We start from the raw sequence: 15,800 nt of genomic DNA, 5'->3' as shown, positions 1-15,800 counted from the left end.
GCCTGAGGCGAACCTCCACAGGCGCGATGGTGGCTCGCCAGTGGCTGCTGGCCGAGAACTACGGCTGGCCGAGAAATTGCGTCTACGACTGCCCGAATAAGTGACATCGGATTCTAACGGATCAATAACTTCTTGGCTGACTCCCGGTAGAGGTCCGCTCCATGACCAGCCCGTTGTAGGCAAAACCAAAGGTCGCGGCACCCCCTCGGGTGTCGCGTGAAGTCTGCCACAATCATCTGGATCTATCGAGCGGGCATCGAAGCGAGGCTAGGGAGTCACGGGGTTGGACACCGAACACGAGTACCGGCCGGTCTATCAGACCAGCCTGGTCGACCCAGCCGACTTCTGGTCCGCCGCAGCTCAGGGCATCGAGTGGGATGTCGAACCGCAGCAGATCGTCGATGCCGCCGATAAGCGGTCGGCTCGGTGGTTCCCCGATGCCCGCTTGAATACCTGCGTGAACGCCCTCGACCGCCACGTCAGGGCGGGCACTGTCGACCAGGGTGGACACGCCGATCAACCCGCCCTCATATATGCCTCCGCTATGACGGACACCACCACGATTTACACCTACGCCGAATTGCTCGACGCGGTGGCCGAGTTCGCGGGAGCCATGCGCGATCTCGGTGTGGTGGCCGGTGATCGGGTGGTGATCTATCTGCCGATGATCCCCGAAGCGGTGATCGCGATGCTGGCCTGTGCCCGCATCGGCGCGGTGCACTCGGTGGTGTTCGGCGGGTTCGCCGCACCCGAGCTGGCCGCCCGCATCGACGACGCCGAGCCGGTCCTGATCATCACCGCCTCGGGCGGCCTGGAACCCAACCGCCGCATCGACTACCCGCCGATCGTGATGGCCGCGCTCGATCTCGCCGAGACCGCGTCGGTGCGCACGGTGATCGTGAAGCAGCGGCCCCAGTTCACGACGATCGAGTTCCCCGCCGCCCTGCCCGCCACCGACGTGCTGCCGTCCTCGGAGCAGACCGTCGCCGCCCGCTGGGTCGATTGGGACGACTGCGTCGACGGGGTGGCGCCCGCCGATCCCGTCTCGGTGGCCGCCACCGATCCGCTCTACATCCTCTACACCTCCGGCACCACCGGTAAGCCGAAGGGCGTGGTGCGCGACAACGGCGGGCACGCGGTGGCGCTGGCCTGGTCGATGCGCAATATCTACGATGTCGGCCCTGGTCAGGTGTTCTGGGCCGCCTCCGATGTGGGCTGGGTCGTCGGCCACTCCTACATCGTCTACGCACCCCTGCTGGTCGGCGCGACGACGGTGCTCTACGAGGGCAAACCGGTCGGCACCCCCGACGCGGGCGCGTTCTGGCGGATCGTCGACGAGCACGACGTGCGGGTGCTGTTCACCGCGCCGACCGCGTTGCGCGCGATCCGCCGCGCCGACCCCGACGCCACCGCGGCCCACCGCCACGACCTGTCCCGGCTGCGCGCGCTGTTCTGCGCGGGCGAGCGCCTGGATCCGGCCACCTTCGACTGGGCGACGAACACCCTGCTGGCCGATCACCCCGACACCCCGGTGGTCGATCACTGGTGGCAGACCGAGACCGGCTGGCCGATCTGCGCCGACCCGCTCGGCCTGCAGGAACTGCCGGTCAAGCCCGGTTCGGCGAGTGTGCCGGTGCCCGGCTACCGGCTGCGTGTGCTCGACGCGAACGGCAACGCGGTACCCGCCGGGACCGAGGGCAACATCGTCATCGGGCTGCCGCTGCCCCCCGGCTGCCTGACCGGCTTGTGGCGCGACCGGGATCGCTTCATCCGCTCGTACCTGTCGGCCTTCCCCGGCCACTACCTCACCGGCGACTCCGGCTACTTCGACGAGGACGGCTATCTCTACGTCCTCGGCCGCAGCGACGACGTGATCAACATCGCCGGGCATCGCCTGTCGGCGGGCAGCATCGAGGCCGCCATCGCCGGGCACGAGGCCGTCGCCGAATGCGCGGTGATCGGCATGCCCGACGAGCTCAAGGGCAGCCTGCCGCTGGCATATGTGGTGCTCAAGCAGGGTGTCGAGATCGACCAGCAGCAGTTGCGCGCCGAACTCGACGACCGGGTGCGTGCCCAGATCGGCGCGATCGCCACCCTGCACGACTCGATCATCGTCACCGGCCTGCCCAAGACCCGTTCCGGCAAGATCCTGCGCAAGACGATCCGCCAGCTCACCGCCGGTGAACACGTCGAAACCCCCGCCACCATCGAAGACCCCCACGTCCTCACCGCCTTGGCGGACCGCATCCTCGCCAACCCACCACTGGGCAGCATCACGCCGGCCGCCTCCCCCGACCAGGACAACGACCCGGTCTCCCCTGCCCCGTAGACCTCCGAGGTCTTCGCAGCCCCGCAGGGGCGTCTCGGCCGCCTCGATCTGGACTGACCAGAGGGTGCGACGAAGGAGTGCCCGCCGGGAGGGAAGATCGAGGCCACCAGGCCGAGACCCCGCGGCGCCCGCGCCGCCAGAAATATAAGCTCACCACGTGACTTCCTCTACCGTTCTCGTCGTCGATGACGACGAGGACGTACTCGCCTCGGTCGAACGCGGCCTGCGGCTGTCCGGGTTCCGGGTGCTGGTCGCGCGCGACGGTGGTGCCGCGCTGCGGGCCGTCGCCGAGCAGGCGCCCGACGCGGTGGTCCTCGACATGAACATGCCGGTCCTCGACGGTGCCGGGGTGGTTACGGCCTTGCGGGCGATGGGCAATGACGTGCCCATCTGCGTGCTCAGCGCCCGTGCTTCGGTGGACGACCGGATCGCCGGTCTAGAGTCGGGCGCCGACGACTACCTGGTGAAACCGTTCGAGCTGGCCGAGCTGGTGGCCAGGATCAAGGCCCTGCTGCGCCGCCGCACCGACACACCCGAGCCCGTGGCGCCCGGCGCGCTGACGGTCGGGCCGCTGCTGGTCGATGTCGCGGGGTATCGCGCACTGCTGCACGGGCGCGAAATCGAGCTCACCAAAAGAGAATTCGAATTGCTGTCGACGCTCGCCCGGAATGCCGGTGTGGTGTTGACGCGAGAACGGCTGCTGGAATTGGTGTGGGGTTACGATTTCATAGCCGATACGAATGTGGTGGACGTGTTCGTCGGATACCTGCGCAGGAAACTCGAAATAGATGACACGCCAAGAATTTTGCATACGATTCGCGGGGTGGGTTTCGTACTCCGGGAATCGAAATGATCTCCGAACGACCGCTGAAACGTCGTCGCAGACAATCGTTTTCGCTCCGGACAAGAGTCGCGGGAGCGGCTGCGGCGGGTGCTGTCATCATCGTCACGATCGCCGCTTTCGTGGGTTTTCAAGCAATCGAACGCAATAATGTCACCCAAACCGATCAACAACTGGAAATCGCTTCGCGCATCGTGCTGATCGAGCCGGTGCTGGCAACCGGGTTCGTCAACCTGACCGGATTGCAGAACACCATGGCGCTCACGGTGCGCGACGACGGCCAGGTGACCGCGTCGAGCTCGACCCAGCTGCCGGATCTGCCCCCCGGCTCGCAGACCGTCGAGCTGAACGACCAGCCCTACCGGGTGCTCACCACCACCGAGAACCAGCCCGCGGGCCGCACTGTCTCCCTGGCCATTCCGACCACCGAGGCCACCAAGGCCACCGACGACCAGCAACGCTGGGTCCTCGCGGGCGCGGCGATCGCGGTGGCGGCCGCGGCGGCGCTGGGCTGGCTGCTCGCCGGGCGTGCGGTCGGCCCGATCGTGAAGCTGACCAGGCAGGTGTCGGCCCGCAGCACGGGCGGCGAGCCGGACGAGCACGACCGCCCGGTAGACGGCTCCGGTGTCGACGAAGCGGTGAAGCTGGCCGACGCGGTGAACACCATGCTGGCCCGCGTCGACCAGGCCCAGGCCGAGACCGCCGCCGCGCTGGAAACCGCCCGCGACTTCGCCGCCGTCTCGGCCCACGAACTGCGCACCCCGCTCACCGCGATCCGCACCGACCTCGAGGTCCTGCGCACCCTCGACCTCACCGACGACCAGCGTCGCGAGATCCTCGACGACCTCGCCCGCAACGAGACCAGGGTGGAAACCACCCTGTCCGCGCTGGAACGGCTCGCCCGCGGCGATCTCACCGCCGAGACCGACCACGTCCCCACCGATGTCGCCGACCTGTGCGACCAGGCCGCCCACGACGCCATGCGCCACAACCCCGGCCTGTCGGTGCGCATCGACACCGACGCCGAGCTGGTGACCCGGGGCCTGCCCGCGGGCCTGCGGCTGGCCGTCGACAACGCGCTCACCAATTCGGTGAAGCACGGCGGCGCCACCACCGCAGTCGTGTCGGCACATCGCACCGCGCACGGCCGGATCGTCATCGCCGTCGACGACAACGGCACCGGTGTCGCGCCCGGCGAACGTGCGGCGGTCTTCGCGCGGTTCGCCCGCGGCGCCAACGCCACCAAGGGCGGTTCGGGCCTCGGCCTCGCGCTGGTGGCCCAGCAGGCCCAGCTGCACGGCGGGCTGACGTACTTCGAGGACAGTCCACTCGGCGGCGCGCGCCTCGTCATCGACCTGCCCGTGCGACCGGCCCGGTAGAAACACGAAAGCCCCGCACCCACGGTGATGTGGGTGCGGGGCCGAGCTCGCTACTACTTGTCGCTCTTGAAAGCGCCCTTCACTCTGCCCGCCGCGCGCTCGGCAGCTTCCTTCACGTTGGCCGCTGCCTTCTTCGCTTCCGCCTCGATCTTCTCGCCCTCGGCCTTGGCCTTGGCTTTGACATCGTCGGTGTCAGACATCGAACCTCCACTCTCGTGAGTTCCGCGCCTGATCGGCACGGGGTGAAGACACTCGCGAGAATACCGCACAGTTAACGCGCAGCGACTGAAGCGGAAATCAGGGGAGAACCTGCGGGATCGACTCCGGGATGACCAGGCCGATCACCGCGCCGAGCACCGCGCCGGTGATCGCGAAGGAGACGCCCGAGGTGAACGCGCACAGGAAGTAGCCGATGATGAACGCGGCCAGGCCCGGGATGCACAGGATCGCCGCGGTCAGGAAGCCGATGGTGGCGCCGGCGGCCGCACCGTTCTGGACGGGGTCGTGGTTACCGGCCTCGGGGTTGGTGGCGATGCTTTTCAGCTCGTCGGTGGTGGCGGCGGACAGCTGCGGGGCGATCTGCAGCGTGCGGCCGTCCTCGGAGACGACCGAAGCCAGCGCGATGTTGTTGCCACCGACGGTGGTCAACGTCAGCGGCAGCTCGCTGACCTTGTCTCCGGTGGCCGAGATGACGGCGACGTTGGTGGAGTCGGGCGAGAGCACGAAGCGGCCGTTGTCGACGGTCGCGGAGACGGTGCGCAGGTCCGGCGAGACGGTGGTCTTGTAGCCGACACCGTCGGCGGCGCCTTCGCCTGCCAGCCCGGCGGCGATCTCGGCCTGACGCGCGACGGTGACGTCAGCGGCCGCGGTGCCCGTGGTGACGAGCGACGCCGCGACGACCAGCGGCAGTGCGGCGAAGACCGCACGGCGACCCGCGCGAGTGATGTTGTGGCTGAACATGTTCGGTTCTCCCTCCCGATGCTTCCGAAGAATCCCCGAACCCCCCGGACGAATCGAAAAAATCTCGATGTCGATTGACTCGAGAGTTGTACCGAATCACCAGGGGTTTGCGGAATATGTTGTGACACAAGGCATAGTTTGACCAGGTAGCTATCGATCGGCGATCGCTCGCGGTACCCGAACGGCATACCGGCAGCTACCCTCGATCTGCCCTTCCTCAACGAACTCTCAGACATCTCCCACGTCCGGCACCGAACTCCGGGATACCGTCGCCGATGTGATCGACAAACGCGCTCGTCTGCTCTGCTTCGCCACCGCCCTCGTGCTGGCGGGCGGTGCTGTCGCCTGTACCGGCAAGGATGCCGCACCGACCGGGATCGCGCTCGTCAACGCCGATTCCGGGCCGACCGGCGAGCGCGTGGCCAAGGCTGTGCAGGATGCGGGCGGCTACGAATGGACCGTCGCGAAGCCCGGCGAGATCGACGCGGGCGACTACGCCGCCGTGATCACCCTGCCGGCCGACCTCACCGCGTCGATGGCCACCCTCGCCACCCCGGAACCCAAGCGCGCCAAGGTGACCGTCACCACCCACGACGGCGCCGACACGAACACGGTGAACGGCGCGGTCGACGTGGTGACGCACCGGATCGGCGCGTCCGGCGTCGACGCGGCGCTGGCCGCGGTCTCGCAGGCACGCAACCAGATGACCTCGGTCCAGTTCACCGCCCAGCTACTCAGCGCGGGCGTGAACGCCGCCGCCGACGGTGCGAGCCAGTTCAGCGGCGGTGCGGAGCAGATGCTCGGCTTCCTCGACTACGCGAAAGAGGGTGCGGGCCAACTCACTTCGGCGATCGAGCTGCTGAACCAAACCGTCGACGGCGCGGCGAAGCAGGCGAACCAGCTGGCCGATGCCCTCGGCGCCACCGGCGTCACCATCGCCGGCGTCCAATCCAGCGCGGCCGCCATGGGCTCCGGCCTCGACCAGATCCTGCCCCTGCTCGAGGCCCTCCCCTTCGCGGGCGATCCGCAGCTCGCCGACATCATCACCAAACTCGAAGCGCTGCGCGCAGTGTCGACCCAGGCAGGCACCCAGCTCGACGGGCTCAGCGAATTGACCGGCGCCGCAGTGGATCCCAATACCGATCTCGGCACCCTTCTGCGCACCGTCGTGGCCCGCCTCAACGGCGCCCGCGACCAGCTCACCCAGGGCGCCGAACTCGCCAAGGGCTTGCCCACCCTCGCCGAACAGGGCGGCGCCCAACTCCTCTCGGCCGTCGAACAGCTCACCGGCGGCGTCGGCGCCCTGCAGAACATCGTCGGCAATCTCAACACCCAAACCGGCAAGGCCCTCGAAGCCCTCCCCCCACGAGGCCAGTCCCAGCAATCCGCCCTCGCCCTCGCCCTCACCGACCCCGTCGAAGTCGTCCGGGAGTGACAGCACTGCGCCCCGGTCGATTTCGACCGGGCCGCAGGGTTTTCAGGGTCAGGGCAGGACCTGCGGGATGATGTGCGGTGCGGCCACGCCGACCACGGCGCCGATCAGCGCGCCGATCAACGCGTTCGGGAGACCTACCAGGCCGACGCACGGCAGGTAGAGGATCATCGTGGTGATCATCGGGATGCACACGACCGCGGCGACGAGCGCGCCGATGCCGGCGCCGATGGCGGCGGCGTTCTGGACCGGGTCGGGGAATTGCGCGGTGGGGGTGGTCGCGATGGTCTTCAGTTCGTCGCTCGCCTCCGCGGTGGGCCGCGGCGTCACCGTCATGCTTCGCCCGTCGGCCGCGATCTCGGTCGCCAGGGCGATCACGTTGCCGCTGACCGTGGTGAACGAGGTGGGGACCTCCCCGATCGGATCGCCGGTCGCGGACTCGACGATGACCCGGGCCCGGTCGGGTGCGAGCAGGAACCGGCCCTCCTCCACCGAGGCGGCTACGGTGCGCAGGTCCGGCGCGACCGTGGTGCGGTAGCCCTGCCCCGCACTCGACAATCCCGCCGCGTACTGCGTCTGCTGGTCGACCTCCGCAGACGCGACCCCGGCCACGCTCACCGCCACGGCGATGGGCAGTGCCACGGCCAGCGCACGGCGAACAACCTTGTGTTGGAACATGATCGAGAATCTCCCTCCCGAAACTCCCGAAGAACCCGGCCCCGGGCGAATCGAACAAGTCACTGTCATGGACAACGCATTGGAAACGAATCACACGGGAGCCGTAGGGCTCCGTCATACGCGGGGCACATTACCCCGCGGCTCGCGAGGCGCGAGCCTTACCCCTGAAACAGCAACGGCCCGTGCCTCCCTGCGGAGGCACGGGCCGAAATGCGGTGCGATCAGTTCGCGTTGAGCAGGTCGATCACGAAGACCAGGGTCTTGCCGGAGAGCGCGTGGCCCGAGCCGGCGGCACCGTAGGCGAGGTCCGGCGGGATGACCAGCTGACGACGGCCGCCGACCTTCATGCCGGGGATGCCGTCCTGCCAGCCCTGGATCAGGCCGCGCAGCGGGAAGGTGAGGGACTCGCCGCGATCCCAGGAGGAGTCGAACTGCTCACCGTTGTCGAACTCGACGCCGACGTAGTGCACCTCGACGGTGCCACCGGCCACCGCTTCTTTGCCTTCGCCCTCGATGAGGTCGGTAATGACGAGCTCGGTGGGCGCGGGGCCCTCCTGGAATTCGATCTCCGGCTTGGTCATGCGGGCTATCCCCTTCGATAGATTGCTGTACCCAACAAAGTTTCCGACAACGGCGGATCGAAACTAGCGGTTGTCGATCGCGCGGTAGTCGCGTTCACCGTAACCGGTGTAGATCTGGCGCGGGCGGCCGATCTTCAGCGGCTCGGAGTGCATCTCACGCCAGTGCGCGATCCAGCCGGGCAGACGACCCATCGCGAACAGCACGGTGAACATGCGGGTCGGGAAGCCCATGGCCCGGTAGATGACGCCGGTGTAGAAGTCGACGTTCGGGTACAGGCGACGCGACACGAAGTAGTCGTCGGTGAGGGCGGCCTCTTCGAGCTGCTTGGCGATGTCGAGCAGCTGGTCGTCGCCGCCGATCTTCGACAGGATCTTGTCGGCGGCCTGCTTGACCAGCGTGGCGCGCGGGTCGTAGTTGCGGTAGACGCGGTGCCCGAAGCCCATGAGCTTCACGCCGTCTTCCTTGTTCTTGACCTTGCGGATGAATTCCTTGACGTCGCCGCCGTTGGCCTTGATCTCGTCGAGCATCTCGAGCACGGCCTGGTTCGCGCCGCCGTGCAGCGGGCCCCACAGCGCGTTGATGCCACCGGACACCGAGGTGAACAGGTTGGCGTCGGAGGAGCCGACGAGGCGCACGGTCGAGGTGGAGCAGTTCTGCTCGTGGTCGGCGTGCAGGATCAGCAGCATGTCGAGCGCGGCGGCGACCTCGGGGTCGACCTCGTAGGGCTCGGCCGGGAAGCCGAAGGTCATCCGCAGGAAGTTCTCGACCAGCGACAGCGAGTTGTCGGGGTAGAGGAACGGCTGACCGACCGACTTCTTGTACGAGTACGCCGCGATGGTCGGCAGCTTCGCCAGCAGGCGGATGGTCGACAGCTCGACCTGCTCGGGATCGCGCGGGTCCAGCGAGTCCTGGTAGTACGCCGACAGCGCGTTCACCGCGGACGACAGCACCGGCATGGGGTGCGCGTTGCGCGGGAAGCCGTCGAAGAACCGCTTCAGGTCCTCGTGCAGCAGGGTGTGGCGGCGGATGCGATCGGTGAAGTCGTCGAGCTGGGCCTGGGTCGGCAGCTCGCCGTAGATGAGCAGGTAGCTGACCTCGATGAAGGTCGAGCGGCCGGCCAGCTGGTCGATCGGGTAGCCGCGGTAGCGCAGGATGCCCGCTTCACCGTCGATGTAGGTGATGGCCGACTTGGTCGACGCGGTGTTCATGAAACCGGGGTCATAGGTGACGTAACCGGTGCTGGCCAGCAGCTTGCCCAAGTCGAGCCCGTCGTTACCCTCCGCGGCCTTGGTGACCGAGATCGGGAACTCGCCACCGGGGTACTGGAGTACCGCCTTGGCGTCTTCGGTGACGTTGGTGATGTTCTCAGCGGGCACGGAAGGATCCCTCTCAGGCTAGAACCGTAGGCACCGGTGCGGTCGGCACAGGTGCGCTTGCGCTAACGCTAGCTGTTGTTCGGTCAGGACGAGCAATCAGGGTTGTCCTGTCCCGTTCTCACACCGGTCGCGTGCGGCGGTGAGGTCGGCGCAGGGGCGGGGACCTGCGCCGATCCCGTTTTCCACACCATCAGCGCGGCGGTGCCCGGCGATTGCCCAGCACGCGGATCCGATTCCCGAATCCGATTGCCGCACAAGTCAATTCACGGCCACGGTGGAGTGCGCGCGGGTGACCCGGTAGCGCACGAAGGCGGGGAAGGCCAGCGCGGCGAGCACCACGCCGATCACCACCAGTACGCCGCCACCGGCAGCCGCTACAGCAGTACCCATGCTCGCCGCGGCGAAACCGTGGGCAACGTCACCGATCCGCGGCCCACCTGCGACGACCACGATGAACACGCCCTGCAACCGGCCCCGCATCTCGTCGGTGGACACGTTGAGCAACATGGCCGTGCGGAACGCCGCCGAGACCATGTCGACCGCGCCGCCGAACGCCAGGAAGGCGACCGCGATCCACAGCCACACGCCCAGTCCGAACCAGTGCCCGGCCAGCCCCACCGCGAGCCCGAAGCCGACCATCGCCACACCCCAGAGCGCGATGCACACGATCACCGCCAGCCCTTGCCTGCGCACCCTCGGTATCCACCCGGAGAACACGCCGCCGATCACCGACCCCGCCGCGATGGCCGCGAACAGCAGGCCGAGCGCCACCCCACCTTCGGCCGGATCGTGGAACGTCTCGTGCGCTATCTGCGGGAACAGCGCGCGCGGCATGCCGAACACCATGGCGATGATGTCGACGACGAACGACGCGAGCAGGATGCGCTGGCCCGCGAGATAGCGGAAACCGTCGAGTACGGCGCGCAGCCCGGCGCGGCGCTGCTCGCCGGTCGGCGGGAAGGCAGGCAGTCGCCACACCGCCCACAGCGTCGCGAGCAGGGCGATCGAGTCGATCAGATACAGCATCGGCAGGCCGATCACGGGAATCAGCACACCGGCCAGCACCGGCCCCGCGATCATGCCGACGTTCTGCACGGTCATGCTCAGCGAACTGGCCGAGGCCATCTGCTCCGGCGGCAGCAACCGGGCGATCAGCGCGCTGCGAGTGGGCTGGTTGACCGCGAAGAACGCCTGCTGGGTGGCGAACAGCCCGAGGACGAGCCACACATTGTTCACCCCGAGCGCGGCCTGCACCCAGAACGCGACCGCGGTCAGGCCCGTGCCCGCCGTGGTGATGACGAGCAGGGTGCGCCGGTCCATCACATCGGCGAGCGCGCCGCCCCAGAGCCCGAACACCACCAGCGGAACCAGCCCGAACAAGCCGGCCAGCCCGACGTAGCCGGAACTGCCGGTGATCTGGAAGATCTGCTGGGGTACCGCGACCACCGAGAGCTGAGCGCCGATGACGGTGACGATATTGGTCGTCCACAGTCTGCGATAGTCGCGATTACGCAGGGGTTCGGTGTCGGCGAGCAGCTTCACTCAGCGCAGATTAGCCACTGCCGCCCGGTCATCCCATGTTTAGGCGCAGTGACATAGGCCACCGCTCGTTACGGCTGCAAACGTTCGACCGTTGTGGTGTGCCCGTCGATCCGCACCACGATGCGGTTGTGCAGCCTGCCGCGCCTGCCCTGCCAGAACTCCACCTCGTCGGGACGCAGCAGGTAGCCGCCCCAGAACGGGGGCACGGGAATATCGTCGACATCGGCGAACCGGGCCGTCGTCTCGGCCAGCACGCGATCGAGTTCGGCCCGCGTGGCCACCGGCCGTGACTGCTGCGAAGCCCACGCGCCCAGCCGCGAGTCCCGCGGCCGCGCCGCCCAGTAAGCCGCGGTCACCTCGGCGGACACTCGCTCGGTCACGCCGCGCACGTGCACCTGCCTGGCGAGCGCGGGCCAGACGAAACTCGCCGCCGCGTACGGGTCGGCGGCGAGCTGGGCGCCCTTGGCCGAGTCGTAGTTCGTATAGAAGGTGACGCCCTCGGGCGAGAGTCCCTTGCACAGGACCGTGCGCGCCACCGGTCGCGGCGCGGGGCCGGTCAGCGAGACCGTGGCCAGCACCATCGCGTTGGGTTCGGCGACTCCGGCACCTCGTGCCTGCTCGATCCAGCTGCGCAGCAACGGTTCCCAGCCACCAGCCACCCAGGTCTCGTCGAGATCGGGTTCGGTGGCAGCGACGATCAGGGGATTGCCGTAGTCGACACGCATCGCGGCGAGGTCGGGCGCGGTGGTCGTGGCGGGGTCCAGGTCACGCATAGGGGCGAGATTACTCCGCGGTATGTCCGGGTCTAGGGTTCAGAAATATCGGCATGCCCCTGCAAGGAGAGTCACCATGACTACCAGCTCGGTACCACAGGATTTCGTCAGCGGATTGGAAGGCGTGGTGGCCTTCACCACCGACATCGCCGAGCCGGACAAGGACGGTGGCGCCCTGCGATATCGCGGCGTCGACATCCAGGATCTGGTCACCGATCAGGTGACGTTCGGCGACGTGTGGGCCCTGCTGGTCGACGGTGAGTTCGGTCGCGGCCTGCCGCCCGCCGAGCCCTTCCCGCTGCCGGTGCACACCGGTGATGTGCGCGTCGACGTGCAGGCGGGCCTGGCCATGCTCGCCCCGATCTGGGGCTACGAGCCGCTGCTCGACATCGACGACGAGACCGCCCGCGAGAACCTCGCCCGCGCCTCGGTGATGGCGCTGTCGTACGTGGCGCAGTCCGCCCGCGGCATCTATCAGCCCGCCGTTCCGCAGCGCAAGATCGACGAGTGCGACACCGTCACCGAGCGGTTCATGACCCGCTGGAAGGGTGACCCGGACCCGCGCCACACCGAGGCGATCGACGCCTACTGGGTGTCGGCGGCCGAGCACGGCATGAACGCCTCCACCTTCACCGCCCGCGTCATCGCCTCCACCGGCGCCGATGTGGCGGCGTCGCTGTCCGGCGCGATCGGCGCCATGTCCGGCCCGCTGCACGGCGGCGCCCCGGCTCGCGTGCTGCCGATGATCGAGGCCGTCGAGAAGTCCGGTGACGCCCGTGCGCTGGTCAAGGGCATCCTGGACCGCAAAGAGAAGCTGATGGGCTTCGGCCACCGGGTCTACCGTGCCGAGGACCCGCGCGCCCGCGTGCTCCGCGCCACCGCCCAGCGCCTCAACGCCCCCCGCTTCGAGGTGGCCGCGGCGCTGGAGCAGGCCGCGCTGGCCGAGCTGCGCGAGCGTCGCCCGGATCGCGCCATCGAGACCAATGTCGAGTTCTGGGCCGCGGTCATCCTCGACTTCGCCGAGGTTCCGGCGCACATGATGCCCGCGATGTTCACCTGTGGCCGGACCGCCGGTTGGTGTGCCCACATCCTCGAGCAGAAGCAGCTGGGCAAGCTGGTCCGCCCCGCCGCGATCTACACCGGGCCCGGCCCGCGCACCCCGGACGAGGTTCCGGGCTGGTCCACCATCTCGCAGCACTGAGTCGTCGAACCGGGCGCCGCGATCTCGGCGCCCGGTTCATTCTCAGCTACTTGCGATGTCTAATGATTCACCTGCTAGAACGTGTTCGACGAGCACCGGCACAGGTTCGGCGATAACATCCCAGCGAACATGTTCGTGAGGGGTGGATCGTGCACAGCAATGGTTTGTCGCGGCGTCGGCTGTTCGGCGCCTGCGCTGCTCTCACCACCGCAGTTGCCACAGGGTGCGCTGTCGCACAAGGTGATTCGGCCGCGCCCGAGGCAACCGGTCGCACCGCTGGACAGCCTGTCGCGCCGGTGAGCGCGCACCCGATCGCCACCCCGGAGGCGATGCCGGCCCCCTTTCCCGCCCAGGTGGCATCCCGGCACGCGGGCGCCGTCCCGCATCAGTGGGGCGTCGACCTGCCAGGCATCACCAGCGGCTTCCCCACGAGCGGCAAGCAGTTCGCGCTCACCTTCGACGCGTGCGGCGGTCCCGGCAACAGTGACATCGACCAGGCCCTGATCGACCTGCTGATCGCCGAACAGATCCCGGCCACGCTGTTCCTCAACAAACGCTGGGTCGACGCCGACCCGGCCCGGGTACAGCGCCTGGCGGCGAATCCGCTGTTCGAACTGGCCAATCACGGTGGCGCGCACAAGCCGCTCTCGGTGTCGGGCCGGTCCGCCTACAAGGTCCCGGGCACCGCCTCCGCCGAGGAGGCCGCGTACGAGGTCTGGGACAACCATCAGCGGATCATCGAGCTCACCGGCCGCGCGCCCCGATTCTTTCGCGCGGGCACCGCGCACTACGACGAGGTGGCGGTCGCGATCGTGCACGAATTGGGCGAGACCCCACTGGGTTTCACCGTCAATGCCGACTTCGGGGCGACCGCGTCGGCGGCACAGGTGCAGCGGGCGATGAGCGCGGCCACGCCCGGCGGCATCGCGCTCGCGCATCTGCACCGTCCCCGTTCGGGGACCGCGGCCGGAATGGCCGCGGCGCTACCGGCCCTGCGCGCAGCGGGTTTCACCTTCGTCCACTTGTAGCGGACGCCCCGCGCGGCAGGCGCGCTCAGCGCGTCAACGCCGCGAAATCGATCGCGACCGACGCCCCTCGGTCGACAGTGAAGAACGCCGCCTCCAACCGCGTTCCGAGTTCGATCTGGCCGACCGCCGAGAGCGGCACCGGCTGAATCAACCGCACCCGCCACGGCAACGGCTCGTCCCAGGCCCGCATCTCCAGATCGAGCCGCAGCACCGGATCGTCGCGCCCGGTGTAATCCGCCGCGATCGGCGCCACCGCGAGCACGGTCGCCTCCGCTCGCCGCCCGTTGGCCAGAATCTTGGCCGCGGCCTTGCGCCCCGACTCCGCCACCTCGGGCACGAACAGCACCACCCGCTCCCGGTCGCCCGGGTCCACCCGGCAGCCGACCACGTCGCCGGTCTGCATCCACTCCAGGTCCTGGCTACGCACCCGCTGCCGGACCCGCGCGTCGTAGGCCAGCTCCCCCGGCACCGACACCCGCACGCTGAACCGATAACCACCCTCCCCCCGGCGCGTCCGCACCGACAGCACACTCGCCATCGCGGGCAGCCCCCTGATCAGCAGTTCCCGCCGCGCTCCCTCGGACAGCAACCCCGGCCGCCGCCCGAACGCCCACACACACCGGTCGAGCAGGGTCCGACCCGAGTCGGCCACAACGAGGCTCATGGCAGAAGGGTAATGCGAACGTCCTTCGCACAAGGGCAAATTCCTCGCACTCACCGCATCCACGCGGTCAGCCGAGGGCGGCGATCCCGGCGAGAACGAAGTCGATTCCGGCGAGGAATTGTTCGCGGTCGTCGTGCTCGCGCAGCTGCTCGGCGATCTGATGGGCGAACGGGAATTCCGCCGGGTCGTGCGGTGTCCAGCGGGCGGCGACGGCCCCGAGGAAGGCCGAGCGGTCGCCCTCGCGCACCTCGAGTCGGGCGTTCGCCGCGTTCTGCCCGGCGACGCCGAGGATGTAGTTCACCAGCGCGGACGCGGCAGAGAACAGCGACCGCTCGGGGACGCCGAGTAGCCGCAGCTGCGCGCCGATGCGCTCGTAGATCTGCACCATCGCCAGCTGCCACGGCTCCCGGACGAGCTGGGCGCCCACCCACGGATGGGCGTCGATCGCATCGAACATCCCGAGCGCGACGGCACGGATCGCGGCGAAAGGTTCCGCGCTGTCGTCCGAGCTCGCGAGGACACCGGCGATGACGCCGCCGGACGCGGCGGCGAGCAGATCGCTCTTGTTCTCGACATGCCAGTAGATCGCCCCGCTGCCGGTCTCCAGGCGCGAAGCCAGGGCACGGAACGTGAGCGCGCGCTCGCCGCCGGCGTCGAGGATCTCGATCGCGGCGTCCACGATCCGCTGCTTCGACAGCGCGTCGCCGCGTCGGGTGGTCCGTTGGGGACGTGTCGCCATGCACACCATCTTGACACTTCTGGAACATCGTTCCAAACTAGATCGGTGGAACACCGTTCCAGAAGTCGAAAGGGAATCGCCGGTGCCGAACTCGCCGCGGCGATCGCCGCGCACCTCGGCGACAGCGAAGCGGCACTCGCCGCCTACGAAGCGGCACTGTTCCCCCGCAGCGCGAGGGCGGCCTCGGACGCGCACCGCATCCTCGACCTGTGCATCGGCGACAGCGCGCCGTTCGGGCTGGTCGACTTCATGACCGGCGTGTCCTGAGGATCCTCC

General features: G+C 68.5%; 16 protein-coding genes. 7 read left to right on the top strand and 9 right to left on the bottom strand.

What is annotated here, in order from left to right:
* Nucleotides 1–283: 283 nt before the first annotated feature.
* The 3 genes from ACFULV_RS14090 (at nt 284) to ACFULV_RS14080 (ending at nt 4,549) form a co-directional block, all read left to right on the top strand.
* The gene (locus tag ACFULV_RS14090) at nt 284–2,329 is read left to right on the top strand and encodes an AMP-binding protein (protein WP_378656471.1); all 2,046 of its coding nucleotides are present in this window, start codon (nt 284–286) and stop codon (nt 2,327–2,329) included.
* Between the two features lie 157 nt (nt 2,330–2,486).
* Nucleotides 2,487–3,182 (top strand): response regulator transcription factor, encoded by a 696-nt coding sequence (locus ACFULV_RS14085; protein WP_101464499.1) that lies wholly within the window; start codon nt 2,487–2,489, stop codon nt 3,180–3,182.
* A gap of 110 nt (nt 3,183–3,292) precedes the next feature.
* Complete coding sequence (locus ACFULV_RS14080) at nt 3,293–4,549, top strand: sensor histidine kinase (RefSeq protein ID WP_378656469.1); 1,257 nt, start codon at nt 3,293–3,295, stop codon at nt 4,547–4,549.
* A gap of 53 nt (nt 4,550–4,602) precedes the next feature.
* Here the strand turns inward: ACFULV_RS14080 and ACFULV_RS14075 are convergent, their stop codons facing one another.
* The gene (locus ACFULV_RS14075; protein ID WP_378632020.1) at nt 4,603–4,749 is read right to left on the bottom strand and encodes a hypothetical protein; all 147 of its coding nucleotides are present in this window, start codon (nt 4,747–4,749) and stop codon (nt 4,603–4,605) included.
* Nucleotides 4,750–4,846: 97 nt separating this feature from the next.
* Nucleotides 4,847–5,509, bottom strand: a complete 663-nt coding sequence (locus tag ACFULV_RS14070; protein ID WP_378632017.1) for a hypothetical protein — start codon at nt 5,507–5,509, stop codon at nt 4,847–4,849.
* A gap of 277 nt (nt 5,510–5,786) precedes the next feature.
* Here ACFULV_RS14070 and ACFULV_RS14065 point away from each other — a divergent pair, with 277 nt between their 5' ends.
* Nucleotides 5,787–6,944: a YhgE/Pip domain-containing protein gene (locus tag ACFULV_RS14065; RefSeq protein WP_378656466.1), complete on the top strand. Its 1,158-nt coding sequence runs from the start codon at nt 5,787–5,789 to the stop codon at nt 6,942–6,944.
* 48 nt (nt 6,945–6,992) lie between these two features.
* Here the strand turns inward: ACFULV_RS14065 and ACFULV_RS14060 are convergent, their stop codons facing one another.
* From ACFULV_RS14060 to pdxH, 5 genes are all read right to left on the bottom strand, one after another.
* Nucleotides 6,993–7,619, bottom strand: a complete 627-nt coding sequence (locus ACFULV_RS14060) for a hypothetical protein (protein ID WP_378656463.1) — start codon at nt 7,617–7,619, stop codon at nt 6,993–6,995.
* A 221-nt stretch (nt 7,620–7,840) separates the two neighbouring features.
* Complete coding sequence (locus ACFULV_RS14055; RefSeq protein ID WP_378632011.1) at nt 7,841–8,200, bottom strand: FKBP-type peptidyl-prolyl cis-trans isomerase; 360 nt, start codon at nt 8,198–8,200, stop codon at nt 7,841–7,843.
* Between the two features lie 63 nt (nt 8,201–8,263).
* Complete coding sequence (locus ACFULV_RS14050; RefSeq protein ID WP_101464504.1) at nt 8,264–9,577, bottom strand: citrate synthase; 1,314 nt, start codon at nt 9,575–9,577, stop codon at nt 8,264–8,266.
* A gap of 258 nt (nt 9,578–9,835) precedes the next feature.
* On the bottom strand, nt 9,836–11,119 hold the full coding sequence (locus ACFULV_RS14045; RefSeq protein WP_378656460.1) for an MFS transporter: 1,284 nt from the start codon (nt 11,117–11,119) through the stop codon (nt 9,836–9,838).
* Nucleotides 11,120–11,187: 68 nt separating this feature from the next.
* On the bottom strand, nt 11,188–11,892 hold the full coding sequence (gene pdxH, locus ACFULV_RS14040) for a pyridoxamine 5'-phosphate oxidase (protein WP_378656458.1): 705 nt from the start codon (nt 11,890–11,892) through the stop codon (nt 11,188–11,190).
* A 76-nt stretch (nt 11,893–11,968) separates the two neighbouring features.
* Here pdxH and ACFULV_RS14035 point away from each other — a divergent pair, with 76 nt between their 5' ends.
* Nucleotides 11,969–13,093 (top strand): citrate synthase 2, encoded by a 1,125-nt coding sequence (locus ACFULV_RS14035; RefSeq protein WP_378656456.1) that lies wholly within the window; start codon nt 11,969–11,971, stop codon nt 13,091–13,093.
* Nucleotides 13,094–13,389: 296 nt separating this feature from the next.
* A complete protein-coding gene (locus tag ACFULV_RS14030) occupies nt 13,390–14,121 on the top strand; it encodes a polysaccharide deacetylase family protein (RefSeq protein ID WP_378656453.1) in 732 nt (243 codons plus the stop codon).
* A gap of 25 nt (nt 14,122–14,146) precedes the next feature.
* On the opposite strand, the gene ACFULV_RS14025 is transcribed toward ACFULV_RS14030, so the two are convergent.
* Both ACFULV_RS14025 and ACFULV_RS14020 read right to left on the bottom strand, forming a co-directional pair.
* Complete coding sequence (locus ACFULV_RS14025; protein WP_378656451.1) at nt 14,147–14,785, bottom strand: hypothetical protein; 639 nt, start codon at nt 14,783–14,785, stop codon at nt 14,147–14,149.
* 67 nt (nt 14,786–14,852) lie between these two features.
* Entirely contained in the window at nt 14,853–15,524 is a 672-nt protein-coding gene (locus ACFULV_RS14020) for a TetR/AcrR family transcriptional regulator (protein ID WP_378656448.1), read from the bottom strand.
* A gap of 45 nt (nt 15,525–15,569) precedes the next feature.
* Between ACFULV_RS14020 and ACFULV_RS14015 the strand changes: the two genes are divergently transcribed.
* Nucleotides 15,570–15,791 (top strand): hypothetical protein, encoded by a 222-nt coding sequence (locus ACFULV_RS14015; protein WP_378656446.1) that lies wholly within the window; start codon nt 15,570–15,572, stop codon nt 15,789–15,791.
* Nucleotides 15,792–15,800 lie beyond the last annotated feature (9 nt).

The organism is Nocardia sp. NPDC057272 (assembly GCF_042668615.1).
Classification (GTDB): Bacteria; Actinomycetota; Actinomycetes; order Mycobacteriales; family Mycobacteriaceae; genus Nocardia.
The sequence above is the reverse complement of the archived record's forward strand: the minus strand, read 5'-3'. Positions and strand labels throughout refer to the sequence as shown.